A 25,354-nucleotide genomic window follows, 5' to 3' on the forward strand; every position below is an offset into this window, starting at 1 on the left:
CGTTCGTCCTGAGCCAGAATCAAACTCTCCGTAAATGTCTACATGGCACCGGCACCACCGAAGCAGGCCGGCAACCGACACACGAAACGATCCCCAAAGGGACCAATCAGATTCGGCTGTCAATTCGAGCCGCCCACCCACGGGGTGAGCAGACGACCCGCATCTCAACCAAGACCCACCACATCACTGCGATGGACCATCTTGGCATCGACTACTTGGCACACTGTTGAGTTCTCAAGGAACAGACGCGCATCCGTTTCGGTCTCTCGACCTGCCCGGAGGCAACCGTTCTAACTTAGCGGAGCCGGCCTGCCGCGTCAAACCTGCCTGTCAGGCGAGTTTTCGGGGCGGAACCAGGTTCCAGGTCCGGACACTCCTGTCGACCGGCGATCGTGTCGCCGGTCGGAGCTTCCGAGGCTGTCTGCCCGGGGGACCAGCCACCGATGCGATCTCGGTGTCCGTTCCTCCCTGCCGGGCGACATCGAGAACATTACGCAGCGCCCGTCGAGAAGAGCAAATCCGCTCCCCGTGACGCCCGTCACCGCCCGCCCTGGTCGTCCGTCGACGCCTCGGTGCAGACGCGTGACCTGCACCGATACTGCCCAGCGAGCGTCAGTACAGCGCGTTGGCCATGGCCCGGCGAGCTGCGACGACCCTCGGGTCGTCGCCGCCCACGACCTCGAACAGGTCGACGAGCCGCAGCCGGACACGCTCCCGGTCCGGGCCGGCCACGGCGCGCAGCAGGTCCACGAGACGCCCGAACGCGTCCTCGACCTGTCCCCCGAGCACGTCGACGTCGGCGACCGCGAGCTGCGCGTCGACGTCGTCCGGGCGGCCCGCGGCCTGGTCGCGGACGGCACGCAGGTCGATGTCGCGGGTCCGGTCCAGGAGTGCGACCTGCGCGAGGCCGGCACGTGCGAGCGCGTCACGCGGGTTCTCCTTGAGGGCCTGCTCGTAGGCGGCCGTCGCCGCCGACAGGTCGTCGCGCTCGATCGCGTCGTACGCGGCCCGGTGCAGCGGCGGAAGCTCCGGCTCGGCGGGGGGCGCGGTCACGTCGTCGGGGTCCGCGGGCGTCACGCGACCTGTGATGCCGTTCGCCTCGGAAGCGGCCAGCACCTGATCGATGACGGCGCGCACCTGGTCCTTGGGGTAAGCCCCCTGGAACAGCGGAAGCGGCTGGCCCGCGAGCACGGCAACGACCGTCGGCACGGACTGGGCCTGGAATGCGGCCGCCACCTGCGGGTTGGCCTCCGCGTCGATGCGGGCGAGCAGCCAGCGGCCGCCGTCCTCGTCGGCCAGCGCGGCCAGGTCGGCGGCGACCGTGGCGCTGACCTCGCTCCACGACGCCCAGAGCACCACGACCACGGGGTGCGACGTCGACCTCTGGACCAGGTCGCCGAACGACGCCTCGTCCACGTCGACGACGTAGGCGCCCGGTGCGGCCAGCCCGCCCGGGGTGCCCGGGGGCGGGGTCGCCGGTCGGGCAAGGGACGAGAGGTCGACCGCGCCGCGGGCGTCGAGACGCGGTCGTGGTCCGGTGGGCTGCGACATGGGGCGTCTTCCTTTCGACGGCGGGACGCGCCGTCGGTGGCTCGGGTCGTGTCGTGGAGTTGTGGGTGGTGCGCTCAGCTCGCGGCGGCGGACGTCACGGCGTGCTCCGCGGCCAGCACCTGCACCGGGGCACCGCTGCCGGCCGGGGGCACGTACATCACGAGGACGTCGCTGAACGTCCGCACGAAGCTCGTCCCCGCCGACGTCGTTCCGGTCAGCGCCGCGTAGAACGGGTCCTGGATGGGGATCGTCCCACCGGCGACGGTCAGCGTCACGGTGGACACCGTGGTCAGCTGCCCGACGACCAGCGCACCGCCGTCGACGGTCGCGAGGCTGACGAGCGGGGCCGCGTCCGGCGTGTACGTCTCGGTCACCGTCCCCGCGGCTTCGACGCCGGCCACTGTCGCGGCGCGCGCGGCCTCGATGCCCGCGCGGAACGCGTCCGGGGCGAACGTCGCGGCGTACGGCGAGGCCGCGCCGTTGGACAGCAGGTCGGCGTACTGCGTCATCGCCTCGGTCGGCGTCACGACGAGACCGGTCGCGTCCGGTGCCAGGACCGCGCTGCCCGTCGCGGGCGCCGCCGTCGGGGGCATCTGCACGCCCTGACCCATCCGTGCCCAGCCCCACAGGCGGTACGGCTCGCGGGGCGCCGACTGCTGCAGGGCCAGGATCCGGGGCGCCTGCAGGTCGTCGGGCTGCGTGGTGACGACGAGCTGGGTCCGCGGCCACGTGGTGGTCTGCGGGACGATCTCGACCTGCGCCGTGGTCGGCAGCACCGTCGGGGGCTTCGCTCCCCCGGTCGCGGTGGCACGCACGTACTCCGCGGACCGGATGGCCAGCGCGGGGCCCTCGACGCGCGGCGGCAGGGCGCTCGCGTCGAGCGTCGAGTCCGCCTGCGTGAGCACGGAGCCGAGGTCGGTGAGGACGTCGTTCGACTGCGCGACCGACATGGCCGGGGGCGCCACCGGCGGCACGGGCTCGGGGTCGGGCTGCGGCAGCGGGCTCCCGCACGCCGCGAGGACGGCGACGAGCGCGAGCGAGACGGCGGCCGCGACGCCACGGCGGCGGTGCACGAGCGGGTGGCGGTTCATCGGCCGTCCTCCCTCGTCGAGTCGTCCTGGCTGTCCTTCTCGATCGGCGGCAGGCCCCACGCACGGCGCCATGCATCACCGCGCGAGCCCGCCTGGTCGCCCTGCTCGGTGCCGGACGAGCCCGGGGCACCGGAGCCCGCAGCCGGCTCGTGCAGCCAGGTGGGGCGGTGCGTCGCGTGCGGAGCGTCCGGCCCGGTCGTCGATCCGGACGTCGACCTCGGGCCGGGCGGCGGCGGCACCGCCGACCACGCGGGCGCGCGGTCGGACGCACCAGCTGCGGATGCCGAGCCCGGGACTCCGATGCGAGGCGCAGCCGCCCCGGGCCCACCGACCACCGCGCCGGGAGCCGGCAGGGCCGGGCCGCCCGCCGGGGCGGCCGGCCGCGTGACGGGGATCGGGCCGGTCGCCCACGCGGGGCGACCGTGCGCTGCGTGCTCGCCCGCGCCAGTGCTGCGGGGACCCGGGTGGCCCGGGCCCGACGACGGTCCGGGCGGCGGCGTGGATGCGGTGGTCGGTCGTGCACCTGCTGGGGGGACAGCCGCCGACGGCGGCGCAGGGGTCCAGCCCGTGGCACGGCCCGTCGCCCCAGGCGCTCCCGCACCCACCGGGGACGAGCCCCACGCCGTCGGTGTACCCGTCGGGGGCTTGTCGGTCGTAGCCGCCACGGGGTGCGGGGTGTCCCCGGGGCGGTCGGGCGACGTGCCCGCGGGCACGATCGGCTGCGATCCCGTCCGGAGCGCGCGGCGGCTGGACGCCGCCGTCACGGCCGTGAGGCCCGGGCCGTCGGCCGGGTGCGTCGCGGACGGGACGGTCGGGCGGGCACCGGGAACGGTGCCGACCGGGGTCGGCATCTCGGAACCGCGGTCCCCCACCGGGTTGCGCGGGGCAGCGGGGGCGGCGACGCGCGAGGACCCGGCCGCGGCCGCCTCACGCAGCTGCCGTCGGGTCAGTGCCGGCTGACCCGCGCCGGCCGGCTCGACGGCCGGCGTCGGACCCGTCGTGACGTCGCGCCACTGCGGGCCGACGATGCCGGCCCGCCGACGGAGCCACCCGCGCAGCAGGAGACCCGCCGACAGCAGGACGAGCAGGCCGCCGACGACCACGCACGGCCAGAGCCACGGGGTCGTCACGACCCGGGGCCACGCGAGCGACAGCGTCGGCGCTGCCGCGCTCTCCGGGCTCACGGCCAGGAGGCTCCAGCGGCCGGGTTGCGCGTGCCAGACGAGCTTCGCGCTGCCGTCCCCCTCCGCCTCGGCCACCCACATGTCCGAGCCCGTGGGGTCAGCGACGGCGGGGGCGCTGTTCTCCGCGGCGTCCGCGGGCGCGGTCGCCGCCGGGTCGGCGGGCGGTGCGGCGGCGTCCGAGGGCGACGGCGACGGTGTCGGTGCGGCCTCGACGCCCTCCACGGCCAGCCGGCTCCACGAGGACAGGCCGGTGACGCGGTCGTGCGCGTCGGTGCCGACCCAGCCCTCCACGTCGGTGTCGCGGCCGATCGCGAGCACGACGCGGCTCTTGTCGGGGACGTGCACCGTGATGGTCACGGGGTCGCCGCCGAGCTCGAGCACACCCGGGTCCGTGACCAGGGTGCGGGCCCCGCCGCCGGTCTCCGCCACGAGCACGTCGTCCGCCCGCCAGACCGTCGCGGAGGCGATGCCGAGGCCGACGACGACGAGTCCTAGGACGCCGACGGCGGCAGGGAGCAGTCGCTTGAGCACGCAGGATCCTCTCGGGACGAGAAGCTCCAGGATAGGCAGAGGGGCCCGCTCCGTCCGAAACGAGCGGCTTGACGAGCACCTCCGCAGCGCTCCTGGGGGGCCCGGACGGACCGGACAAGGCGCCCACGGCGGGAGCGGGGTCGCGAGGCGACGCGGTCCCCGTCGCGCGTATCCTGGCGGGCGGGATCCGGCCGTCGACGAGCGCCTCGACCGAGACCGCACCGCGCCGGGACCCGCGCGACCTGGAGGACCCCACGTGCCCGACGCCCGGACCCCGTTCCCCGTCGTCAACTTCCGCGGATACGAGCGCGAGTCTGTCGACGCCCGCATCACCGCGCTGGAGAAGGCCCTGGCCGACGCGCGCCAGCAGGTCGAGGCGCTCGACGCCAAGACGCTCCAGGCAGCCGGCGAGCTCTCCGAGGCCCACCGGCAGCTCCGCGAGGCCGAGCGCCCCACCTACTCGGGTCTGGGCTCGCGCATCGAGCAGCTGCTGCGCTCGGCGGAGGAGCAGTCGTCGGACGTCGTGACGCAGGCGAACGCCCAGGCGGCCGACTCGCTCGCGCGCGCCAAGCTCGCGGCCGGCCAGCTGCGCGCCCGCGCGGAGAACGAGGTGGCCGAGCTCCTCGCGACCGCCCGTCGCGAGTCCGAGGAGGTGCGCTCGACGGCGTCGGCGGAGGCCGAGAGCACGCTCCTCGCCGCGCAGCGCCGTGCCGAGGAGCTCGTCGGGTCCGCGGAGCGCGAGGCCGCCCGGATCCAGAGCGCGATCACGACCGAGGAGGCCGAGCGGCGCAGCTCGCTCGAGCGCGAGCTCGGCACCCTGCGGGCGAGCGTGGAGCACGAGGCCACCCAGCTTCGCGTCGCGACCGAGCGCACCGCGAGCGAGCTGCGGTCCCGCACCGAGGCCGAGACGACGGCCGCGCGCGAGAGCGCCGAGCGGTACGCCCAGGACCTTCGGCAGAGCGCCGACGCCGACACGACCGCGCTGCGCCAGCGCGTCGAGGCCGAGCTGGCCGCCGCCAAGACCGAGGTGGACCGGTACGTCGCGCAGCAGCGGTCGGAGGCCGCGCTCGAGATCGGGACGGCCCGGCAGGCCGCCGCCGCCGAGGTCACCTCGCTCCGCGTGCAGACGCAGGAGTATGCCGACTCCGTCCGCGCGACCGCCGAGCGTGAGGCCGCCGCCCTCCAGCAGCGCGTCGCCGCCGAGGTGGCCGCACTGCGCACCGAGGCCGAGCAGTACGCCGCGTTCGTCCGTGCGAGCGCCGAGCGCGAGACCGGCGAGCTGCGCGCCGCCACGTCCGACGAGCTCGCCGTGGTGCGGACCGAGGCCGAGCAGGCGGTCGCCGCGCTGCGGACCGAGGCCGAGCAGTACGCGGCCGAGCTGCGGGCGCAGGCCGACCGGGAGACCGGTGAGCTGCGCGAGCGCACCACCCACGAGGTCAGCGCGCTGCGCGAGCAGACCGAGCGCGAGACGAGCGAGCTGCGGGACGTCACCGAACGCGAGGCCGCCGAGCTGCGAGCCGCGACCGAGCGTGAGACCAGCGAGCTGCGGGAGCGGACGCGGCTCGAGGTCGAGCGTGCCCTCACCGAGGCCCGGCGCACGGCGGGCGAGCTGCTGGCCTCGGCGAAGGCCCAGGCCGACGAGCAGATCGGCGCCGCGGAGCGCCAGCTCGCCGACGCCCAGCTCACCATCGCGTCCCGGCGGGAGGCAGCCGAGCGCGAGGACGCCGAGCGGCACGAGGCCGCCCGCGCCGAGACCGAGCGGCTCGTGCGCGACGCCGAGGCACACGCCGCCGAGGCCGAGGAGCGTGTCGCGAAGGCGCTCGCGCAGGCCGAGAAGGTGCGCACCGACGCCGAGTCCCACGCGCGCGAGCTCGTCTCCAACGCGCGCCGCAACGCGGACCGCGTCGTCGCCGAGGCACGTGAGCACGCCGAGAAGCAGATCAACGACGCCATGACCGAGTCGGAGCGCGAGCGCACGACGGCGACCCGGCAGGTCGAGGACCTCAACCGGCAGCGTGAGTCGATCACCTCGTACCTCGACGAGCTGCGCAACCTGCTCGGGCACAACCCCGACCGTGCGAGCCTCGAGCGGGCGGCCCGGGCCGAGGCGGCCTTCGAGAAGGAGCAGGCGGGCAACGCGTCGGGCAAGGCGCCCGCCGAGGTCAGGCCCGCGGCGCAGGGCAAGCCGGCGCCGGTCGCTGCCGCGGCGGCGCCGTCCGGTGGCGGCTCGACCACAGGCGGCACCCGCCGCGGGAGAGTCGGCCGGCAACGCGCCGGTGGCGGCGAAGGGCGAGGCCGCGGCCACGGAGGCCGAGACGGGCGGGGCGCCCGACAAGGGTCAGTCGTCGGCCGCGGGCGAGGCGCCCGACAAGGGTCAGTCGTCGGCCGCGGGCGGGACGCCCGACAAGGGTCGGTCGTCTGACGCGGGCGACGCGCCTCGGACGGCCGAACCGTCCGGGGCCGGCGACGCTGCTGCGAAGGGCGAGGCGGCTGCGTCCGACATGCCGTCCAGCGCCCCGCAGGCCGAGCGTGCGCAGCCCGCCCCCGCCAAGGCGGCGCGTCCTGCCCCGCGGACCAAGGCGCGGCCCGCCCCCGTCTCCGCGGCGATCCCGGTCGTGCCCGCCGCGGCGCCGGACGACGCGAAGAAGGCCGACGAGGCGCACCAGGACACCACGGGCGACGGCGGCGACAAGGCGGCCGACGCGACCGCCGGGGACGCCGCCGCGGCGCAGCACTGAGCGGCCGCGTCATGACGTCGGACCCGGATGCCGCCGCGCGCTGGCGTGACGACCGGCGGGCCGCCGCGCAGGCGCACGCGGACGCGCTGGAGAGCCGGCGCCTCGCCGAGTCGGCGCGGGCGCGCGAGCTGATCGGTGCGTTCGTGCAGGAGGCGTTGGCGCAGGGCCCCGAGCCCGTCGAGCTGCGAGCGCGCAGCTACGACGGGCGATCGCGGTTCCGGACGCCCCTGCGCGGCTGGTACCTGCGGCGCGACGAGTCGGTCGCGGTGGACGTCGACGGCGAGTTCTACGTGCTCACCGCGCCGTCGAGCCTCACGGCGCGGTTCCGGGGCGTGAGCCCGGCGTCGTCCGACCCGCCGCTCGTGCTCGGCGCAGGCGGCAAGGACGGTGAGTCGCTCGACCTCGTGCAGGCGCTCGACCGGGTGCTGCACGGCTGAGCGGCACCTTGGCCGCTCACGGCTGACCCGGCACGCCTGTCCCGGCACGGCCGTCCCGGCGGGGCTCGGCGGCGGTGCACCGGGGGGCGGTCGCCGGACGGCTCGGCTCCGGTCAGCGCCCCGGGTCGTCGGCCCGCTGGGCGAGCTCGCCGAGCGCGTCGGCGACGGCGGCCGGCTGCTCGAGCGCGGACATGTGCCCGGCACGCGGGACGACGACGAGCGCGGCCTGCGGCGCGGCGGCGGCCATGTGCTCGGCGGCCTCGACCGGGGTGACCGTGTCCTCGTCGCCGACGAGGACGAGCGCGGCGCCCGTGTACCCGCGCAGCACGTCGGTGCGGTCCGGCCGGGCGGCCATCGCGCGCTGGGACCACGCGACGCCCGCGGGGCGTTGGTCCTCGATCCAGGCGGCGATCGTGTCGACGAGCTCGGGCCGCGACGTGCGGCTGGACTCGCCGAGCAGCGTGGTCGACATCGGCCGCACGGGAGCGACCGAGCCGCTCTCGTCGGCCTCGGCGGCGATGCGCAGCCGGTTCGCGCGGGCGTCGTCGGTGTCCGCCGTCGACTTCGAGTCCACGAGGCCGGCGCCCGCGACGAGGTCCGGGTGCCGCTCGAGGAGTGCGAGCACGACGTAGCCGCCCATGGACAGGCCAGCGACGACCGCGCGGTCGATGCCGGCGGAGCGGAGCTCGGCGGCGACCCGGTCGGCGGAGGCGTCGAGCGACGGCTCCGGCAGCTCCTCGTCGTCCGTGGGGGTGCCCGGCAGGTCGACGGCGAGCACGGGCCGCTCGCCCGGCACGAGGGCCGCGGCGGCGTCCCACATCCGGTGGTCGAGCGGGAACCCGTGCAGCAGCACGAGCGGCAGCCCGGCCCCGCCGGTCCGGTACGTGTGCAGCGTCATGCGTCCTCCTCGCCCGCGGGTGCGAGCCCGCTCGTCGCGGTGCTGCTCGGCCCGTCCCAGTGCGTCGGCAGCGGGCCCGTCCCGGGGAGCACATGCGCGACGATCTCGTCGAGCACCCGCCGGACCGCGGTCTCGCCCACCCACAGGTGCTTGGCGCCGTCGACGCCGATGACCTCGGCCTGCGGCACGCGCGCGAACCGCGTGCGTGCCTCGTCGGGCTGCAGGTAGTCGTCGTGCTCGGGGACCAGCACGACGAGCGGCTTGCCGAACGCCGCCCAGGCGTCGAGGTCGGCGTCGGTCGCGCGGTGCAGCGGCGGCGACAGCAGGATCGCGCCCTCGATCGACGGGTCGCGGCCGTGCATGAGCGCGAGCTCGGTGCCGAACGACCAGCCGACGAGCCAGCGGTGCGGCAGGTCGTGGAACTCGGCGAACTCGATCGCGGCGTGCACGTCGTACCGCTCGCCCGCGCCCCCGTCGAACGCACCGTCGCTCGTGCCGCGCGGGCTCGACGTGCCGCGCGTGTTGAACCGCAGCACCGCGAGGCCGGCGAGCGCGGGCAGCCGCCAGGCCGCCTTGCGGAACACGTGCGAGTCCATGTACCCGCCGTGCGTCGGCAGCGGGTGCAGCGTCACGAGCGTCGCCGCGGGCGTGGTCGGTGCGCCGTCCGGGCCCACCGGGAGGGCGAGCTCGCCGACGAGCGTCAGGCCGTCGGCGGTGTGGAGCTCGACGTCCTCGCGTACCGCGGGCAGGACGGTCAGGGAGCGGATCGGGGTGCCGTGCTGGTCCCGGTGCAGGTGGGCGTCGGCCGTGTGCGTGCTCATCGGCACGAGCCTAGGTCAGCGTCGACCGGCGCTCGCGTCGGTCCTCGCGGGCGACCGCCAGGGAGACGGCGAGCTCGAGGACGTCCGCGGCGCCGTCGTCGGCGTTGGAGGCGCACCGGTCGGTCGCGGCCGCCAGGACCTCGGGGTACGCGTTCGCGACGGCGAACGAGCGGCCCGCCCACGTGAGCATCGGCAGGTCGTTCGGGGCGTCGCCGAGGGCCCACACGTCCTCGCGCGCGATGCCCCGCGCCTCGGCCCAGCGCGCGAGCGTCGCCGCCTTCGTGACGCCGGGCCCGGAGATCTCCCCGAGGCCCACCGCCCCCGAGTCGGAGACGAGGGCGGCGTCGCCCAGCACACCCGCCAGGTCGAGCGCGAACGACGGGCCGCCCGGGCGGGACGTCTTCACCAGCAGCTTGAACGTCGACGCCGTGAGGACGTCCTCGATCCGGTCCGCGACCGCGCTGCCAGGCGGCACCGGGTGCTCGGACCGGAAGGCCGACTCGGCCGCGAACCCGTCGGCGCTCTCGACCGCGAGGTGCACGTGCTCGGCGCCCCACGCCTCACGCAGCTGCCGCGCCACCTGCGTCACGAGCTCCGGCGGCATGCCGTGCTCGCTGATGACGGCGCCCGTCGCGACGTCGATGACGGCGGCGCCGTTCGCGCAGATCGCGACACCGTGGCCTGCGACGTGCGGGGCGAGGTCGACGAGCCAGCGCGGCGGCCGTGCCGTCACGAACACGACGTCGATGTCGAGCTCCGCGGCGCGCACGAGTGCGGCGGCCGTGCGAGGGGCGAGCGCGCCGTCCGGTCGCAGCAGGGTGCCGTCGAGGTCGGAGGCGACGAGCCGGGGCGGGCGGGACGGCTCGGGGGTCACGCGGCCACGCTAACGCCTCGTGGGGCCGCGCCGGCCGCGCGCCTGCCAGCAGGACGAGTGCCAGTGCCGCCGCTCGTCGACCGCCTCGCCGAACAGCCCGTCCGACCGCCACGCGACCACGTGCGGCGTGCCCGCGGCGACGAGCTGGTCGCAGCCGGGGCACCGGTACTCGCGGTCGTTGCCGCGGACCCTCTGCACGACCCACTCACCGTCCGGTGCGCTCTGCGTGCTGCGGCCGCCCGTCGCCCGGTCGAGGTCGAGCTCGACGTGCTCGGCGCCGTACGGGCGCTTCGTCGAGCGTCGGCTGCGCGGCATGACCCCATCCTCTCCCGGGAACGAGGACGACCCGCCCCCGCGGCGGCGGGGACGGGTCGTCGGTCGGTGCGGCGTCAGAGCGTCGCGGCCGTCTCCGCAGGCGCGATCGTGCCCGTGCGGATGAGCTCGCGGTACCAGAGGCCGGAGTCCTTCACGATGCGCTCGTGCGTGTCGTAGTCGACGCGGACGACGCCGAAGCGGCGGTCGTAGCCGTACGCCCACTCGAAGTTGTCGAGCAGCGACCAGACGAAGTACCCGCGCACGTCGGCGCCGGCCTCGATGGCCTCGCCGACGGCGTCGATGTGGTCGTGCAGGTACGCGACGCGGTCCTCGTCGTGCACGCGACCGTCCTCGCTGACCGTGTCGTAGAACGCGGCGCCGTTCTCCGTGATGGCGAGCGGCTGGCCCGGGTAGCGGTCGCGCAGTTCGAGGAGCAGGTCGACGAGGCCCTGCGGCTCGATGTTCCAGCCCATCGCGGTGTGCGGGCCGGGCTGCGGCAGCCACTCGACGTCGTCGGCACCGACCCACGGGGTGTGCTCCGAGACGCGGTGCCCGTCGGGTCCCGGCGTGCCGGGCTCGAGGTCCGGGCCCGTGCCGTGCTTGACGCGGCCGGTCGAGTAGAAGTTCACGCCGAGCACCGCGAGCGGGATCTTGATGAGGTCGAGGTCGCCCTCCTGGACGAAGCCCCAGTCGGAGATGTGCTCGGTGTCGGCGTACACCTCCTTGGGGTACTCGCCGTCGAGCATCGGGCCGAGGAACACCTCGTTCGCGATGGTGTCGATGCGGCGCTTGGCCTCGACGTCCTCGGGCGCCTCGGTGGCGGCGCGGGTCACGTGGAGGTTGAGCGTGACCGAGATCGGCGTGTCGTCGCCGAGCACCTCGCGGATCGCGCGGCCCGCGAGACCGTGCGCGAGGTTGAGGTGGTGCACCGCCGCGAGGGACTTGGCCGCGTCGGTCACGCCGGGGGCGTGCACGCCGGACGCGTAGCCGAGGAACGCCGAGCACCACGGCTCGTTGAGCGTGGTCCACAGGTGCACGCGGTCACCGAGCACCTCGGCGAGCTTGCGGGCGTACTCGGCGAAGTTGTACGCCGTCTGCCGGNTGGCCCAGCCGCCCTCGTCCTCGAGGGGCTGCGGGAGGTCCCAGTGGTACAGCGTGACGACCGGCTTGATGCCGGCGTCGAGGAGCCGGTCCACGAGGTCCGAGTAGAAGTCGAGACCGGCCTGGTTGAACTTGCCCGAGCCGGTCGGCTGGACGCGCGGCCACGCGACGGAGAACCGGTAGGCCTGCAGGCCGAGGTCCTTCATGATCGCGACGTCCTCGGGGACGCGGTGGTAGTGGTCGACCGCGACGTCGCCCGTGTCGCCGTCGAGGACCTTGCCGGGCGTGCGCGAGAACGTGTCCCAGATGGACGGCAGTCGGCCGTCCTCGTCGTGCGCACCCTCGATCTGGTACGACGCGGTGGCCGAGCCCCAGAGGAAGTCGGCGGGCAGCTGGCGTCCGGACGGGCGCGTGGTCGGCATGTCGGTCCTTCTGGTCGGCGGAGGCGGGGCGGGCGGCGTCGGCGCTGGGTGGTCGACGCGGGGATGACGCTGCGGCTCTGCAGAATGTCGAATCGATACGATACACGGGTGGGATCGCTCCCGCGACCCCGCGGGGCAGGGCCTCGGTCGCACTCCCGAGAGGTCTGCGGGCGCCCCGGACGGACCGGGACGCCCGCCCTGGTCAGACGGCGAGCTCCACGATCGTCCCACCGGCAGGCACCGACGCGTGCACGCCCGCGCGGCGCGAGGTGGGCTCGACCTGGACGTGCCACTCGCTCGTCGTCCCGCGCGCCTCGACGGTCACGGTCCGGCCCGTGCGGCGCACGACGAACGTGGCGCCCTCGCCGCCGTCCGACGCCGGGACCTCGACCACCGACCGGTGGCCGTCCGGCAGGTCGAACAGGCGCAACGTGACCCCGTCGGCCCAGTCGCCGTCGGCCCGGTCGGTGCGCGCGGCCACCGGGATCACGGCACCCGCCCGCACGTACACCGGGGCGGACAGGAAGTCGTGCCGCTCGCGCACCCAGCGGGGGCCGGTGACCTGGTCGCCCGTGAGCAGCGACGTCCACGTGCCCTCGGGCAGGTACACGTCGACGTCGCCCGACGCGCTGAACACCGGCGCGACGAGGATCTGGCCGCCGAGCATGTACTGCGTCTCGACCGTCGCGGCACCCGGGTCGTCCGGGAACTCGAGGACCATCGGCCGCATCACCGGGATGCCCTGCTCGTGCGCCTCGGCACCGGCCTGCGCGAGGTACGGCATGAGCGCGTGCTTGAGGTGCGTGAACGTGCGCGCGACCTCGACGGCTTCCTCGTCGAACGCCCACGGCACCCGGTACGAGTCCGAGCCGTGCAGGCGGCTGTGCGACGACAGCAGGCCGAACACCAGCCAGCGCTTGAACACGGCCGGGTCGGGCGTGCCCTCGAACCCGCCGATGTCGTGGCTCCAGTAGCCGAAGCCGGACGACGCGAGCGACAGGCCGCCGCGCAGCGACTCGGCCATCGACGTGAACGTCGACTCGCAGTCGCCGCCCCAGTGCACGGGGAACTGCTGGCCGCCGGCCGTCGCCGACCGGGCGAACAGCACGGCCTCGCCCTCGCCGCGCTCGGCCGTCAGGACGTCGAACACCGCCTTGTTGTAGAGGTGCGTGTAGTAGTTGTGCATCCGCTCCGGGTCGGAGCCGTCGTGCCAGACGACGTCGGTCGGGATTCGCTCGCCGAAGTCCGTCTTGAACGCGTCGACGCCCTGCCCGAGCAGCCGGCGCAGGTGCGCCTGGTACCAGGCCACCGCCTCGGGGTTGGTGAAGTCCACCAGGCCCATGCCCGCCTGCCACAGGTCGGTCTGCCACACCGAGCCGTCGGCGCGCTTCACGAGGTAGCCGGCGGCCCGCCCCTCCTCGAACAGCGCCGAGCGCTGCGCGATGTACGGGTTGATCCACACGCACACCTTGAGGCCGCGGTCGTGCAGCCGGGACAGCAGCCCCTCGGGGTCCGGGAACGTCGCCGGGTCCCACGTGAAGTCCGTCCAGTGGAAGCCGCGCATCCAGAAGCAGTCGAAGTGGAAGACGCTCAGCGGGATGTCCCGCTCGGCCATGCCGTCGACGAACGACATCACCGTCTCCTCGTCGTACGAGGTGGTGAACGACGTCGACAGCCACAGGCCGTACGACCAGGCCGGCACGCGCGCCGGGCGCCCGGTGAGCGCGGTGTAGCGGCGCAGCACGTCCTTGGGCGTCGGGCCGTGGATGACGTAGTACTGGAGCGCCTCGCCCGCGACCGAGAACTGCGTGCGGGACACGACCTCCGAGCCGACCTCGAACGACACCTTGCCCGGGTGGTCGACGAACACGCCGTAGCCGCGGTCGGACAGGTAGAAGGGCACGTTCTTGTAGGCCTGCTCGCTCGCGGTGCCGCCGTCCGCGTTCCAGATGTCGACGGTCTGCCCGTTCTTGACGAACGCGCCGAACCGCTCCCCCAGGCCGTACACGTGCTCGCGCACACCGAGGGTCAGCTGCTCGTGCACGTAGGCGTCCCCCGTGGCGTCGGTGACGACTCCGACGCTGCGGGGGGTGGAGGACGTGAGCACGCGGCCGTCGGCCTCGAACTCCACGCCCCACGCCCCACGGGTGGACACCCGGGCGGTGAGGCCGCCGGCGCGGAACGTCGCCACGCCGTCGTCGTCCTGCTCCGGGCCGACCACCTTGACGTCCGCGCCGGTCCTGGCCAGCGCGAACGCGGGTCCGTGGTCCACACCGCCGGTGTGGTGCTCGATGCGGACGCCGATCACGTCGTCCATCGGGCTGCTGAACGTCACCGTGACCAGCGGCCGGTTGAGGGTGTCGCCACGCGTCGTGAGCGGCGCCGTGGCGGCGTACACGGTGAGCGTGTCCTGCTCGACGCTCACGTCCGCGACCGCGCGCGGGTGCAGGACGCGGACGCCCGGGAGGTGCTGCCAGTAGCCGTCGGTGAACTTCATGCCGGTGCCTTTGCTGTGGTCACTTGACTGACCCGGCGGTGACACCGCGGGTCAGCGTGCGCTGGAAGAGGAGGAAGAAGAGGACGGCGGGGACCAGCGAGACGAGCGCACCCGCGTTGGTCGTCGGCGCGTCCATCATGCGGTCGCCCTGCAGCGAGGCGAGCGCGACGGGGATCGTCTGCGTGTCGTTGGTCGTGAGCATCACGAGCGGGATGAAGAACTCGTTCCACGTCCAGATGAAGAAGAAGATCATCAGCACCGACAGCGTGGGCCGGACCACCGGGAAGACGACCTTCCACAGCACCTGCCACCGGCTCGCGCCGTCGAGCGCGGCCGCCTCGAGCAGCGCCTTCGGGAACGTGCCGAGCACCGAGCTCAGCAGGTACGTGCCGAACGCCGACTGGATGACCGTGAAGATGATGATCACCGACCACGGCGAGTTCGACAGGCCGACGTCGGACGCCATCGTGAACAGCGGGTAGATGAGCGCTTCCTGCGGGAGCATCGTCGCGAGCAGGAACAGCGTGACGATCCACAGCCGGCCCTTCACGCGGCCCACGCCGATCGCGTACGCGTTGAACAGCGACAGCAGGGTCCCGGCGATCGCGACCGCGCCCGAGATCCAGATGGAGTTCACGAGCTTCTGCGGGAAGTTCACGCGCGTCCAGAAGTTCTTGACGCCCTCGGTGTAGAGCTCGTGCGGAAAGCTCAGCGGGCCGTTCTGCGAGTAGTCCGCCGGGGACTTGAACGCGTTGAGCAGCATGATGAGGAACGGCACGAGCATCGCGACCGCGACGAGCACCGCGAGAGCCAGGACGACCCAGCGGGCGGTGCCGCGCTGGTGCCGGCTCCGGTTCGTCGCCGCCGCGGCGGCTGCCGGAAGCGTTGCGGTGGCCATCAGCGCCCCTCCTCCTTGCGCTCGTAGCGCGCCTGCAGGATCAGGATCACGGCGGCCACGACGACGATCACGAGCGTGAGGACGTTCGCGACGGCGGCGCCGTAGCCGACCTTCGACTTGTCGAAGAAGTTGAGGTACGAGTAGTAGCTCGGCACCAGGGTCGAGCTCTCGGGCCCGCCACGGGTCAGCACGTAGATCGGGCCGAACACCTTGAGCGCGGCGACGGTGCAGGTCAGCACGACGACGAACGTCTCGGGCCGGATCTGCGGGATCGTGATGGCCTTGAACCGCCGCCACCAGCCCGCGCCGTCGAGCTCCGCGGCCTCGTACAGCTCGGGGTCGACGCGCTGCAGCGCCGACATGAACACGACGACCGGGTAGCCGATCTGCACCCAGACGAGCACGAGCATGACGCTCGGCATCGCGGTGGTGGGCGATCCCAGCCAGTTCGGCGGGTTCTCGACGCCCCACGAGCGCAGGACCTCGTTGACCGCGCCGGTCTGCGCGTTGAGGATCCAGTTCCACAGCACGCCGGCGACGGCGACGGGCAGGATCTGCGGCAGGTAGTACGTGGCGCGCAGCACGGCCGCGCTGCGCGAGCCGAACGTCTTGCCGAGGTAGTCGAACAGGACCGACGCGAGCACCAGGCCGATGAGCGTGGGGACGACGACCATCGCGACGATCATCGAGATCGAGTTCCGGAACGACGTCCAGAACTGCTCGTCCGCCAGCAGGTTCGTGTAGTTCTCCAGCCCGACCCAGTGGTGGGGGGCCATGCCGCCCTTCCACTTCTGGAAGCTGAGGATCACGTTCTGCACGAACGGGATCCCGATGACCACGGCGAACCCGACGGCTCCCGGGATCAGGTACGGCAGGTACGGGACCCATCCGGGTCGGCTGCGCCGGGGCTTCGACGGCCCCGCCGGCGGGGTGGCGGTGGTCGACGCGCCGTCGGCGCGCTCGAGCGACTCGAGGGTCATGAGGTTCCTCCGTCCGGGAGAGGTCCGGGGCCCCGGGCGCCGGTGTGGTGCGCCCGGGGCCGTCGGATCACTCGCCCAGCAGGTCCTTCTTGCCGGACTCGTACGCGTCCTGGAGGCCGTCGAGGACCTCGTCGGGCGACTTGGACTGGTTCACGAGCGACTGCAGCTGGCTGACGATCACGTCGTAGAACCCGGCGACCGGCCAGTCGGGGTAGTAGGCCAGCCCGTCGTCACCGAGGATGTCGGTGAAGTTCTTCGTGAGCTCGGCGGTCTTGGGGTCGGTGATCTTCGAGACGTCACCGGCCACCGGCAGGCCACCGGCCTGGCCGAGCACGTCCTGGACCTCGGGCCGCAGCGTGATGTCGATGAAGTCCTCCGCGAGCGACTTCGCCTTCGCGTTGGTCGGGACGACCCAGATGTTGCCGGACGAGCCCGGGTGCAGCGTGTTCTCGGGGAACAGGGTCTGGGACCAGTTGAACGTGATCTCCGACTGCAGGCGGCCGAACCACCACGAGCCCGAGACCATGATCGGGTAGGTCCCCGCGATGAACGACGTGCCCATGTCCTCGGCGGTCAGGCCGGCCGAGTCGGACGCGATGTAGCCGGCCTTGATCCACTCGTCGAGCTTCTCGGTGGCCTTGGTCATCGCCTCGCCGTGCCAGTCGACGTCGTTCTTGAAGAGCTGGTAGTCGTCGACGAGCGCGCGGTCGCCGTAGTGCAGCACGAGCTCGTACCAGAGCTGGCCGAGCGGGTACTCCGCGCCGGCCTCGGCGAGCGGCGTGATGCCCTTGGCCTTGAACGCGGCGAGCGCCTGCTCGAAGCCGTCGAACGTGGTCGGCACCTCGATGCCGTTGGCCGCGAACATGTCGTCGTTCAGGTAGACGCCGACGAACTCGCCGTAGTTCGGCACGCCGTACCAGTCGCCCGAGCCCATGAGCCCGTCCTCGTCGTACGTGGCCGTGGTCGCCAGCGAGCCGCTGAGCTTGGTGTCCCAGCCCTTCTCCTTCGCGACGTCCGTCAGCGGCGTGAGCAGGCCCTGCGAGGCGAGCTGCCCGGCGGTCGCGTTGCCCTTGTTGTACTCCATGACGTCCGGCACGTCGTCGCCGGTGAGCACGATCTTCGCGTTCTTCTGGATCTGCTCGAACGTCTGGTGCTCGACGTCGACCGTGACCCCGGGGTGCTCGTCCTTGAAGATCTCGACGGCCTTGTTCCAGGCCTGGCCCATGGCCGACTCGTCGTTCTCGTAGTGCCAGATCGTGAGCGTCTTGGCGTCGCCGCCGTCGTCGCCCGAGCTGTCCGAGCCGCCGCTGCTGCAGGCGGCCAACGCGAGCGGCGTCAGGAGGGCGGCGGCCGTGACGACCGCCCAACGCCGTGTGCTGATCCTCATCCGGGGTCTCCTCATCGAGTGGATGTCTGGGCGGAACGCCCTGGTGCGTCGAAGCGCTTCGATGACATTAGCGCGCCGATTTCGACGTGTCTAGCGCGATCCTCACCGCTTGAATCCGGACACGCCGACGCGCTAGCGTCGAAGCGCTTCACCGACTCGCAACGCCGCGACGGAGGCGGTCGACCGTCGTCGACGCACGGCCGGATAGGGTGACCCTCGTCCCCGGCAGTGTGTCAGGGCCGTGACTACTGGAGGTGCCGCCGTGACCACGATCGACGACGTCGCGCGCGCTGCGGGCGTCTCCGTGTCGACCGTGTCCTACGCCCTGTCGGGCAAGCGGCCCATCTCCGCCCCCACCCGGGCGCGCGTCGAACGCGCCGTCCGCGAGCTCGGCTACCGGCCTCACGCGGGCGCCCGCGCGCTCGCGTCGCAGCGCACCAACGTGCTCGCGCTCATGGCCCCGCTGCGCGTCGACGTCAACGTCGGCGTCATCATGCAGTTCGTCACCGGCGTCGTCACGCGCGCCCGCGACTTCGAGCACGACGTCCTGCTCCTCACGCAGGACGACCTCGCGGGCGTCGACCGCGTCGCGGCCGGGTCGATGGTGGACGCGCTCATCATGATGGACGTCGAGGCCGAGGACCCCCGGCTGCCCCTGCTGCGCCGCCAGAAGCAGCCCGCCGTGCTCATCGGTCTGCCGCGCGACCCGCAGGGCCTGTCGTGCGTCGACCTCGACTTCGAGGCGGCCGCCCGGCTCGCCGTCGACCACCTCGCGGACCTCGGCCACCGTCAGATCGCGCTCGTCGGGTCACCGCACCTCGTGCTCGAGCGCCGCACCACCTACGCGCAGCGCATGGTCCACGGGTTCACCACCGAGACCGCCCGCCGCGGCATCGCCGGGCTGTTCGTGCCGTGCGAGTCGTCGCACGCCGGCGCGGTCGACGCGGTCGACCGCGTCTTCGACCAGCTCCCCGACGTCACCGCGCTGATCGTGCACAACGAGGTCGCCCTCCCGGCCGTGCTGGCCACGCTCCGCGAGCGCGGCAAGGAGGTCCCGCGCGACATCTCGGTCGTCGCCGTCTGCCCGGAGGACGTCGCCGTAGGTCAGCCGCAGCCGCTCACGGCCGTCGACATCCCCGCCATGACGATCGGCTCCGTCGCCGTCGACATGGCCGCGGCGCGGCTCGACGGCGACCACCCTGCTGAGACCCGCCTCCTCTCTCCGGTGCTCACCGGGCGCGAGAGCTCGGGACCGGCTCCGGCCTAGTCGTCCGTCAGCCACCGCCCGCCGCGCATGACGCGCACCGGGCGCAGGTCGTCGTCCGTCACGAGGATGTCGGCCCGGCGGCCCACCACGAGCGCGCCGATGTCGCGCCGACCCAGCACCTCCGCGGGCGTCGTCGCCCCCGCCCGGACCGCGTCGACCAGCGGGATGCCCGCCGCGACCACCTGCCGCACGACGTCGAGCAGGTGCGCCACTCCCCCGGCGATCGCTCCCGACGCGCCCTCCTCGTCGACGATGCGCGCCACGCCCTCGGCGACCCGGACCGCCATCGGGCCCAACCGGTAGTCGCCGTCCGGCATGCCCGCCGCCGCCATCGCGTCCGTGACCAGGGCGATCGCGTCCGCGCCGACCACGTCGAACACGGTGCGCACCGTGCCGTCCGCCAGGTGCGTCCCGTCGGCGACGAGCTCCACGACCAGCTCGCCCCGCGCCCCCGCGGCGAGGCACGCGGCGATCGGTCCAGGGTCTCGGTGGTGCAGCGGGCGCATGCCGTTGAACAGGTGCGTCGCGGTCAGCCGGACGGCCAGCGTGGACGAGGCCGCGGCCAGCAGGTCGAACCCACGGTCGACCGCCGCCTCGACCTGCTCCGCCGACGCGTCCGTGTGGCCGATCGACGGGACCGCGCCCGCGCCGACGAGCGCCGCGAGCACGTCGTCCGCGTCGCCGCCGCCGTCCGCGACCCCCGGGACCTCGGGTGCGACGGTCATGGTCACCAGGTGCCCGCGGGCCGCCCGGGCGACCTCCGCGACGAGGTCCGGGTCGCCGGTCAGCATGTCGTCGGGGTTCTGCGCGCCGCAGCGCGCCGCCGACAGGAACGGCCCCTCGAGGTGGATGCCGGCCAGGTCCCCCGCGTCTGCGACGTCCGCGAGCAGCGCCGTCCGCGCCAGGAGCACGTCGCGCGGTGCCGTGACGAGGGACGCCACGAGGCTCGTCGTGCCGTGCCGCCGGTGCTCGACGACCGCCCGGTGCACCGTCGCCGCGTCCGTCGCGTCCGGAAAGCTCGCGCCCCCACCGCCGTGGCAGTGCAGGTCGACCAGGCCGGGCAGGACCGTGCCCGCAGGCTCCGGCGCCGGACCCCAGCCGTCGGGCAGGTTCTCGGTGCGGCCGACCCACGTGACGACGCCCTGCTCGACGACGACGACGCCGTCGCCGAGCACACGGGACGGGGTCACGACCCGGCCACGGACGAGGGTGGGCACGGGATCGGTCGCAGCGGTCACGCCGTCATCCTGCCCTAGGTGGCTCCCACTCCGTCGCACCTCCGGGTGCCCGCGGGCCACCGTTCTCCGGTGCCGGAGCCGCCGGTGCGGGGGCGGCCACCCCGTACGCAGGGACGGGCGGGAAGGGTCGGAGCGCCTCCTGCGCGGCGAGCGCCACGCGCGTCGCACGCCTGCGGGCGTGGCCGGCCCACCACCGACCGCCGCCCGCTCCGGCCGCACCTTCCGCGAGGGCCCACAGCACGGACATCACCGACCAGGTGTTCATGTGCCACATGTGCATGGCGAGCAGCAGGCAGAGCCCGGCGCCCACGAGCGCGAACACCAGCACGTGCACCCACTCGCGCGGCTCACGTCGCAGCAGCTCGGCCGTCAGCAACCCGGCCGGCCACCCGACGACGGCGATCGTCACGAGCGCCACGGGTATCGCGAGCGCGAAGAAGTACAGCGCCACAGGCACACCGGACGTCCCTTGGGTCGCCCCCCACGCCACGGCGACCCCCACGTTGACCACCACGAGCACGACGAGGCACCGCGCGCACACCGACGCGATCGCGCGCGGCCCGCGCACCGCAACCGCGCCGACCGGGCGCTGCGTCCCCCAGATCTCGACGACCCCGGTCATCGCGCACCGCCCGCGACCCCTCCGAGCCCGGCATGCACCCGCGCCGCGGCGACCCGGTGCGCACCGTGGGCGAGAAGGCGCAGGTAGAGGCGCTGCCCGACGACCACGAGCGGCCCGAGCGCCCGCACCCACCCGACCGCGGGCACCGAGTACGCGACCGCCACGAACCACAGCCCGTCGCCGTCGAGCTCGACCGTGAACGCCTCCTCGCCGCGGAACAGGTGCCCGGGGACGGTCCCGTACCCGAACCCGTCCGGCGAGCTCCAGACCACCCGGCACGGTTCCGTCAGGCGCGCCCGGCCGACACCGATCCTGGTCACGACGCGCGCGCCCGGTGTCGCACGGCCGCCCTCGACGTCGACCTCCACGCGCGCCGCGGCGTGCACCTGGCCCGTGACCAGCGCTTCGACGACGCGGGCATGGTCGCTCTCGTCCGCGCCCGACAGGATCAGGTGGCGGACCGCGAGGTGGCGGTACCCGGCTGGGCGGCCGCTCGTGCGCGTGGCGCCCACCGGCGCGTAGTCCAGGTCGTCGACCCCGTCCGGCGCCGCGGCCGGCGTCCGTCCGGATCGCAGCGCCAGCACGAGGCACAGCACGACGCCCCCCGCGTTGAGCACGCCGTGGGTTGCGACCATCCAGGTGAGCGCGGGGTGCCACATCCCGGTCGCCTCGCCGGTCGCCCACCACAGCGCGAGCGCCATGGACACGACGGCGGCGACGACGCCGACGTCCGCCACCCGCCGCAGCGGCCGGCTCCCGGTCGCGGTCGACGCGACCGCGGCACCGGCGGCGCACCACACGCCCGCCGTCAGGAGCACCGCACCCACGAGCTCGACCGCGTCGGACACGAAGTAGCCGAGCAGCACGACGAGCACGCCCGCAGGCGTCAGGACCGCCGCCGCCGTGGCGGCGCGCGACGGGACCGCGCGAGCGAGCAGCCCGACGACCAGGCACGCACCGAAGCCCGCGAACAGCATGTGCGGTGCGGTGAGGGTGAGCTCGTCGCCGGAGAAGCCCAGCAGTCCCCACCCCGCGCGCTCCGCGACGAGCGCGGTCGCACCGACGGCCGGTGCTGCGAGGGCCACGGCGGTGCCGATCGACCACCAGCCTCGGCGACGTCCCGCCGCGGCACGGACCGCACACAGCGCCAGCACCGCGCACGCGGCCGCGAACGGGACGGCAAGGACCGCGGCGGTCGGCCCGACGGGGAGCCAGACCGCCACCGCGGCGAGGGTGCCCGCGATCAGCCACGCGGCGGACGACGGTCGGGGCACGTCACGGTCCCCGAGCACCCGCAGCCCGACGGGCAGCACGACCGCGGCGCCGAGCGCCACGACCGCGTGCACCACGTCGAGCGCCCACGGCGCCATCGGCGCGCTCATGGGCGCACCGACCGGACCAGGCCGAGCAGGTCGTCGACCACGCCGCGCAGCACCGGCAGCCGGCTCAGCCGCACGAGGCGACCGAGCAGCGGGGCAGCCCCCTCGACCAGCGTGCGCGTGCGGCGCGCCCCCGGGGAGTCGTCGTAGACCCAGAACAGCGTCACGCCGAGCTGTGCGAGCCACAGGAGCTCCGGCAGCTCGCTCCGCAGCGGCTCGGGCACCGCCGGCGACGCGCCCTCGACGACCTCACGGAACAGCTCCTGGCTGAGGTCCCTCGCACCGGCCGAGGCCGCCGAGAACGGGCTCGCCGCGGACCCCGGGCGGATCGCGACGGTGACGAACTCGCTGCCGAACGCGTGGTACTCGGCGAACGCGTCCACGCTCGCGAGCAGCGTCGCGCGCAGTCTCGACGTCAGGTCGCCGCCGGCGTCCAGCGCGGACCGCGCGCGGGCCGCGTGGTCCCGGGTGACGTCGAGGTACAGCTCCTGGACGAGGTGGTCCTTGGACGCGAAGTGGTAGTACGCGTTGCCCGTCGCGACGCCGGCCTCGTCGGCGATAGCGCGCATCGTCGTGGCGGCGTAGCCGCGCTCGCGGAACAGGCGCAGGGCGGTCGAGCGGATGTGGGAGCGGGTGTCGAGCCTGTCGTCGTCGGCCATGGCACGAGTTGAACATGTTCAGTTGAACATGTTCAAGACGGGCGGCGTGTGATTCAAGACATCGAGTGGTGGAGGGGTCGCGACGCCCGCCGAGGGCGCGGTCGGGCGGATCCGCCCGGCGGCCCGGTCAGAACAGGCGGGCGTCCACGTCGTCGACGCCGCGCATCGCGTCGTAGTCGAGCACCAGGCAGCCGATCCCCCGGTCCGTCGCGAGCACGCGCGCCTGGGGCTTGATCTCCTGCGCCGCGAACACGCCGCGCACGGGCGCGAGCAACGGGTCGCGGTTGAGCAGCTCCAGGTACCGGGTCAGCTGCTCGACGCCGTCGATGTCCCCGCGCCGCTTGATCTCGACGGCCACGGTGCCGCCCGACGGGTCCTTCGCGAGGATGTCCACCGGCCCGATCGCCGTCGGGAACTCCCGCCGGATCAGGCTGTGGCCCGTGCCGAGCAGCACGATCTGCGCCGCGAGCAGCTCCTGCAGGTGCGCCTCGACGCCGTCCTTCACGAGCCCCGGGTCGACCCCGAGGTCGTGCGCCGAGTCGTGCAGCACGTCGTACAGCTCGATCTCGAGCCGGTCGTCGGACTTCTGGTGCTGGACGACCCACGTCTGGGTGACGCCCGCGGCGCGCGACTCGTCGTCGGGCTCGTCGACCGCGAGCGTGCACGGCGGGCTCATCCAGTTGAGCGGCTTGTACGAGCCACCGTCCGAGTGCAGCAGCACGCTGCCGTCGGCCTTGACGACGAGCAGCCGCGTCGCGAGCGGCAGGTGCGCGTTGAGCCGGCCGCTGTAGCGGGCAGCGCACCGGGCGACGACGAGACGCATGAGGGTCCTCGGAGAGCTGGGATCAGATGACCGAGCCGACGCGCGACGGCGTCGCCTCGATCCAGGACGTCAACCCGGCGTACGCCTCCGGGGACATCTGCAGGAACACATCCTGCGCACCGCTGCGGCAGGTCACCACGACCAGCCCGGTGCCTTCGACGGCGCGGCGCTCGACCACGCTCAGCCCGAGCCGGTCCCAGCGAGCCGCGGGCCGTGGCGCGAGCGACGTGCGCCGCCACCAGTACAGCTGCCGGGCACCGTACTGCGCGATCCCGGCCGACCACGGGCCGGACGGGGTGCGGCCGAACGCGCACCGGAACGACCCGACGCGACGGTCGAGCGTGTGCGCGCGGGACAGGGCCAGTCCGACCAGTGCGAGGACGATGACGACCGCCCCGACCACCAGAACGACCCCGACCCCGCTCACCTCAGGCGGACCCTCAGTGCCCCGCCGCGGACGCCGTGCGTCCCCCGCTGACCACCGAGTCGACGACCACGGTGGCCTGGTTCGAGTCGAAGGACAGGAAACCGCCCTCGACCTGCCAGCGCATGACCTCGCCGCCACCCGCGGGCAGCACACGGATCTCGCCCGGCTTGAGCACGGTCAGCACCGGGGTGTGCCCGGCGAGGATGCCCATCTCACCGTCGCCCGCGGGCGCGATGATCCGCTGGGCGGTGCCCGACCAGACCTTGCCATCGGCGGCGACGAGGTCGACCTCGATGTCAGCCACTGACCTTCTCCTTCACGTTCGATCGGGGCCGGGAGGCGCCGGTGCGGCGCCTCCCGGTCGCCGCCGTCGGTGGACGGCGGCTCCCCGCGGAGTCTTGGGACCCGGACGACTCAGACGCCGTATTCCTTCTGGATACGGGCCCAGTTGCGCTCGAGGTCCTCGAGGCCACCGATGTTGAAGAACGCCTGCTCGGCGATGTGGTCGAACTCGCCGTCCGCGATCTTCTTGAACGCCTCGACCGTCTCGGCCACGGGGACCGTCGAGCCCTCGACGCCCGTGAACTTCTCGGCCATGTACGTGTTCTGCGAGAGGAACTGCTGGATGCGGCGCGCGCGGGCGACGACCGTCTTGTCCTCCTCCGACAGCTCGTCGACACCGAGGATCGCGATGATGTCCTGGAGCTCCTTGTTGCGCTGCAGGATCGACTTCACGCGGGTCGCGACGTCGTAGTGCTCCTGGCCCACGTAGCGCGGGTCGAGGATGCGCGACGTCGACGCCAGCGGGTCGACGGCCGGGTAGAGACCGCGGGACGCGATCTCGCGGCTGAGCTCCGTCGTCGCGTCGAGGTGCGCGAACGTCGTGGCCGGGGCGGGGTCGGTGTAGTCGTCGGCCGGCACGTAGATCGCCTGCAGCGAGGTGATCGAGTGACCACGCGTCGAGGTGATGCGCTCCTGCAGCAGGCCCATCTCGTCGGCGAGGTTCGGCTGGTAGCCGACGGCGGACGGCATGCGGCCGAGCAGCGTCGACACCTCGGAGCCGGCCTGCGTGAACCGGAAGATGTTGTCGATGAACAGCAGCACGTCCTGCTTCTGCACGTCGCGGAAGTACTCCGCCATCGTCAGCGCGGACAGGGCGCGCGGGCGCGGCGGCGTGGACGGGGTCTCGGTCGGGTGATCGTTCATGACTGCAC

24 protein-coding genes and 1 pseudogene are annotated in these 25,354 nt (G+C 73.8%); 5 read left to right on the plus strand and 20 right to left on the minus strand.

Features of this window, described 5'->3' with window-relative positions; genetic code table 11:
• Positions 1-230: hypothetical protein (locus tag J7523_RS18280; RefSeq protein ID WP_291889926.1), on the plus strand; the 230-nt coding region annotated here is incomplete at its 5' end.
• A 382-nt stretch (positions 231-612) separates the two neighbouring features.
• Here J7523_RS18280 and J7523_RS18285 read toward each other — a convergent pair.
• From J7523_RS18285 to J7523_RS18295, 3 genes are all read right to left on the minus strand, one after another.
• The gene (locus J7523_RS18285) at positions 613-1,551 is read right to left on the minus strand and encodes a tetratricopeptide repeat protein (RefSeq protein ID WP_291889928.1); all 939 of its coding nucleotides are present in this window, start codon (positions 1,549-1,551) and stop codon (positions 613-615) included.
• Positions 1,552-1,625: 74 nt separating this feature from the next.
• The gene (locus tag J7523_RS18290; RefSeq protein WP_291889930.1) at positions 1,626-2,642 is read right to left on the minus strand and encodes a hypothetical protein; all 1,017 of its coding nucleotides are present in this window, start codon (positions 2,640-2,642) and stop codon (positions 1,626-1,628) included.
• Positions 2,639-4,357, minus strand: coding sequence for a hypothetical protein (locus J7523_RS18295; protein ID WP_291889933.1), 1,719 nt, complete (start codon positions 4,355-4,357; stop codon positions 2,639-2,641). Before J7523_RS18295 ends, J7523_RS18290 begins: the two co-directional genes overlap by 4 nt.
• A 256-nt stretch (positions 4,358-4,613) precedes the next feature.
• Between J7523_RS18295 and J7523_RS18300 the strand changes: the two genes are divergently transcribed.
• The 3 genes from J7523_RS18300 to J7523_RS18310 all read left to right on the plus strand — a co-directional run bounded on the left by J7523_RS18300 (position 4,614) and on the right by J7523_RS18310 (position 7,532).
• Positions 4,614-6,779 carry a hypothetical protein gene (locus tag J7523_RS18300; protein WP_291889936.1) on the plus strand — a complete coding sequence of 722 codons (2,166 nt, stop codon included), beginning with the start codon at positions 4,614-4,616 and terminating at the stop codon, positions 6,777-6,779.
• 79 nt (positions 6,780-6,858) lie between these two features.
• On the plus strand, positions 6,859-7,095 hold the full coding sequence (locus tag J7523_RS18305; protein WP_291889939.1) for a hypothetical protein: 237 nt from the start codon (positions 6,859-6,861) through the stop codon (positions 7,093-7,095).
• Positions 7,096-7,106: 11 nt separating this feature from the next.
• A complete protein-coding gene (locus J7523_RS18310; protein WP_291889942.1) occupies positions 7,107-7,532 on the plus strand; it encodes a hypothetical protein in 426 nt (141 codons plus the stop codon).
• A 112-nt stretch (positions 7,533-7,644) separates the two neighbouring features.
• On the opposite strand, the gene J7523_RS18315 is transcribed toward J7523_RS18310, so the two are convergent.
• From J7523_RS18315 to J7523_RS18355, 9 genes are all read right to left on the minus strand, one after another.
• Positions 7,645-8,430, minus strand: coding sequence for an alpha/beta hydrolase (locus tag J7523_RS18315; RefSeq protein ID WP_291889944.1), 786 nt, complete (start codon positions 8,428-8,430; stop codon positions 7,645-7,647).
• Entirely contained in the window at positions 8,427-9,251 is an 825-nt protein-coding gene (locus tag J7523_RS18320) for an alpha/beta hydrolase (RefSeq protein ID WP_291889947.1), read from the minus strand. Before J7523_RS18320 ends, J7523_RS18315 begins: the two co-directional genes overlap by 4 nt.
• Positions 9,252-9,261: 10 nt before the next feature.
• Positions 9,262-10,125, minus strand: a complete 864-nt coding sequence (locus J7523_RS18325; protein WP_291889950.1) for an HAD family hydrolase — start codon at positions 10,123-10,125, stop codon at positions 9,262-9,264.
• A 9-nt stretch (positions 10,126-10,134) separates the two neighbouring features.
• The gene (locus J7523_RS18330) at positions 10,135-10,440 is read right to left on the minus strand and encodes a hypothetical protein (RefSeq protein WP_291889953.1); all 306 of its coding nucleotides are present in this window, start codon (positions 10,438-10,440) and stop codon (positions 10,135-10,137) included.
• A 74-nt stretch (positions 10,441-10,514) separates the two neighbouring features.
• Complete coding sequence (locus J7523_RS18335; protein ID WP_291889956.1) at positions 10,515-11,963, minus strand: beta-glucosidase; 1,449 nt, start codon at positions 11,961-11,963, stop codon at positions 10,515-10,517.
• A gap of 202 nt (positions 11,964-12,165) precedes the next feature.
• A complete protein-coding gene (yicI, locus tag J7523_RS18340) occupies positions 12,166-14,460 on the minus strand; it encodes an alpha-xylosidase (RefSeq protein ID WP_291889959.1) in 2,295 nt (764 codons plus the stop codon).
• A 19-nt stretch (positions 14,461-14,479) separates the two neighbouring features.
• Positions 14,480-15,358 carry a carbohydrate ABC transporter permease gene (locus J7523_RS18345; protein WP_291889961.1) on the minus strand — a complete coding sequence of 293 codons (879 nt, stop codon included), beginning with the start codon at positions 15,356-15,358 and terminating at the stop codon, positions 14,480-14,482.
• Complete coding sequence (locus J7523_RS18350) at positions 15,358-16,338, minus strand: sugar ABC transporter permease (RefSeq protein WP_291889963.1); 981 nt, start codon at positions 16,336-16,338, stop codon at positions 15,358-15,360. The genes J7523_RS18345 and J7523_RS18350 overlap by 1 nt, the downstream gene beginning before the upstream one ends.
• A gap of 67 nt (positions 16,339-16,405) precedes the next feature.
• On the minus strand, positions 16,406-17,725 hold the full coding sequence (locus J7523_RS18355) for an extracellular solute-binding protein (protein ID WP_291889964.1): 1,320 nt from the start codon (positions 17,723-17,725) through the stop codon (positions 16,406-16,408).
• Between the two features lie 262 nt (positions 17,726-17,987).
• Here J7523_RS18355 and J7523_RS18360 point away from each other — a divergent pair, with 262 nt between their 5' ends.
• On the plus strand, positions 17,988-18,992 hold the full coding sequence (locus J7523_RS18360) for a LacI family DNA-binding transcriptional regulator (RefSeq protein ID WP_291889967.1): 1,005 nt from the start codon (positions 17,988-17,990) through the stop codon (positions 18,990-18,992).
• Here the strand turns inward: J7523_RS18360 and J7523_RS18365 are convergent.
• From J7523_RS18365 to J7523_RS18400, 8 genes and pseudogenes are all read right to left on the minus strand, one after another.
• Positions 18,989-20,230, minus strand: coding sequence for an amidohydrolase family protein (locus J7523_RS18365; protein WP_291889970.1), 1,242 nt, complete (start codon positions 20,228-20,230; stop codon positions 18,989-18,991). The genes J7523_RS18360 and J7523_RS18365 overlap by 4 nt on opposite strands.
• A 4-nt stretch (positions 20,231-20,234) precedes the next feature.
• Positions 20,235-20,852 carry a hypothetical protein gene (locus J7523_RS18370; protein ID WP_291889973.1) on the minus strand — a complete coding sequence of 206 codons (618 nt, stop codon included), beginning with the start codon at positions 20,850-20,852 and terminating at the stop codon, positions 20,235-20,237.
• Positions 20,849-22,234: a YndJ family transporter gene (locus tag J7523_RS18375; protein ID WP_291889976.1), complete on the minus strand. Its 1,386-nt coding sequence runs from the start codon at positions 22,232-22,234 to the stop codon at positions 20,849-20,851. The genes J7523_RS18370 and J7523_RS18375 overlap by 4 nt, the downstream gene beginning before the upstream one ends.
• Positions 22,231-22,890, minus strand: coding sequence for a TetR family transcriptional regulator (locus J7523_RS18380; protein WP_291889979.1), 660 nt, complete (start codon positions 22,888-22,890; stop codon positions 22,231-22,233). The genes J7523_RS18375 and J7523_RS18380 overlap by 4 nt, the downstream gene beginning before the upstream one ends.
• A gap of 127 nt (positions 22,891-23,017) precedes the next feature.
• Positions 23,018-23,713 carry an endonuclease NucS gene (gene nucS / locus J7523_RS18385; RefSeq protein ID WP_291889982.1) on the minus strand — a complete coding sequence of 232 codons (696 nt, stop codon included), beginning with the start codon at positions 23,711-23,713 and terminating at the stop codon, positions 23,018-23,020.
• Between the two features lie 22 nt (positions 23,714-23,735).
• Entirely contained in the window at positions 23,736-24,140 is a 405-nt protein-coding gene (locus tag J7523_RS18390) for a DUF2550 domain-containing protein (protein WP_291889984.1), read from the minus strand.
• A 13-nt stretch (positions 24,141-24,153) separates the two neighbouring features.
• Positions 24,154-24,444 (minus strand): F0F1 ATP synthase subunit epsilon, encoded by a 291-nt coding sequence (locus tag J7523_RS18395; protein ID WP_291889987.1) that lies wholly within the window; start codon positions 24,442-24,444, stop codon positions 24,154-24,156.
• Between the two features lie 110 nt (positions 24,445-24,554).
• Positions 24,555-25,354, minus strand: a pseudogene (locus J7523_RS18400) (F0F1 ATP synthase subunit beta); the annotation flags it as partial.

Source organism: Cellulomonas sp., assembly GCF_017744555.1.
Classification (GTDB): Bacteria; Actinomycetota; Actinomycetes; order Actinomycetales; family Cellulomonadaceae; genus Cellulomonas.

What these genes read in the sequence shown, in the direction of transcription:
- J7523_RS18285 (WP_291889928.1), bottom strand. Translation starts at nt 1,551, where the DNA reads ATGTCGCAGCCCACCGGACCACGACCGCGTCTCGACGCCCGCGGCGCG.
- J7523_RS18290 (WP_291889930.1), bottom strand. Translation starts at nt 2,642, where the DNA reads ATGAACCGCCACCCGCTCGTGCACCGCCGCCGTGGCGTCGCGGCCGCC.
- J7523_RS18305 (WP_291889939.1), top strand. Translation starts at nt 6,859, where the DNA reads ATGCCGTCCAGCGCCCCGCAGGCCGAGCGTGCGCAGCCCGCCCCCGCC.
- J7523_RS18310 (WP_291889942.1), top strand. Translation starts at nt 7,107, where the DNA reads ATGACGTCGGACCCGGATGCCGCCGCGCGCTGGCGTGACGACCGGCGG.
- J7523_RS18315 (WP_291889944.1), bottom strand. Translation starts at nt 8,430, where the DNA reads ATGACGCTGCACACGTACCGGACCGGCGGGGCCGGGCTGCCGCTCGTG.
- J7523_RS18320 (WP_291889947.1), bottom strand. Translation starts at nt 9,251, where the DNA reads ATGAGCACGCACACGGCCGACGCCCACCTGCACCGGGACCAGCACGGC.
- J7523_RS18330 (WP_291889953.1), bottom strand. Translation starts at nt 10,440, where the DNA reads ATGCCGCGCAGCCGACGCTCGACGAAGCGCCCGTACGGCGCCGAGCAC.
- yicI (WP_291889959.1), bottom strand. Translation starts at nt 14,460, where the DNA reads ATGAAGTTCACCGACGGCTACTGGCAGCACCTCCCGGGCGTCCGCGTC.
- J7523_RS18345 (WP_291889961.1), bottom strand. Translation starts at nt 15,358, where the DNA reads ATGGCCACCGCAACGCTTCCGGCAGCCGCCGCGGCGGCGACGAACCGG.
- J7523_RS18350 (WP_291889963.1), bottom strand. Translation starts at nt 16,338, where the DNA reads ATGACCCTCGAGTCGCTCGAGCGCGCCGACGGCGCGTCGACCACCGCC.
- J7523_RS18355 (WP_291889964.1), bottom strand. Translation starts at nt 17,725, where the DNA reads ATGAGGATCAGCACACGGCGTTGGGCGGTCGTCACGGCCGCCGCCCTC.
- J7523_RS18370 (WP_291889973.1), bottom strand. Translation starts at nt 20,852, where the DNA reads ATGACCGGGGTCGTCGAGATCTGGGGGACGCAGCGCCCGGTCGGCGCG.
- J7523_RS18375 (WP_291889976.1), bottom strand. Translation starts at nt 22,234, where the DNA reads ATGAGCGCGCCGATGGCGCCGTGGGCGCTCGACGTGGTGCACGCGGTC.
- J7523_RS18380 (WP_291889979.1), bottom strand. Translation starts at nt 22,890, where the DNA reads ATGGCCGACGACGACAGGCTCGACACCCGCTCCCACATCCGCTCGACC.
- nucS (WP_291889982.1), bottom strand. Translation starts at nt 23,713, where the DNA reads ATGCGTCTCGTCGTCGCCCGGTGCGCTGCCCGCTACAGCGGCCGGCTC.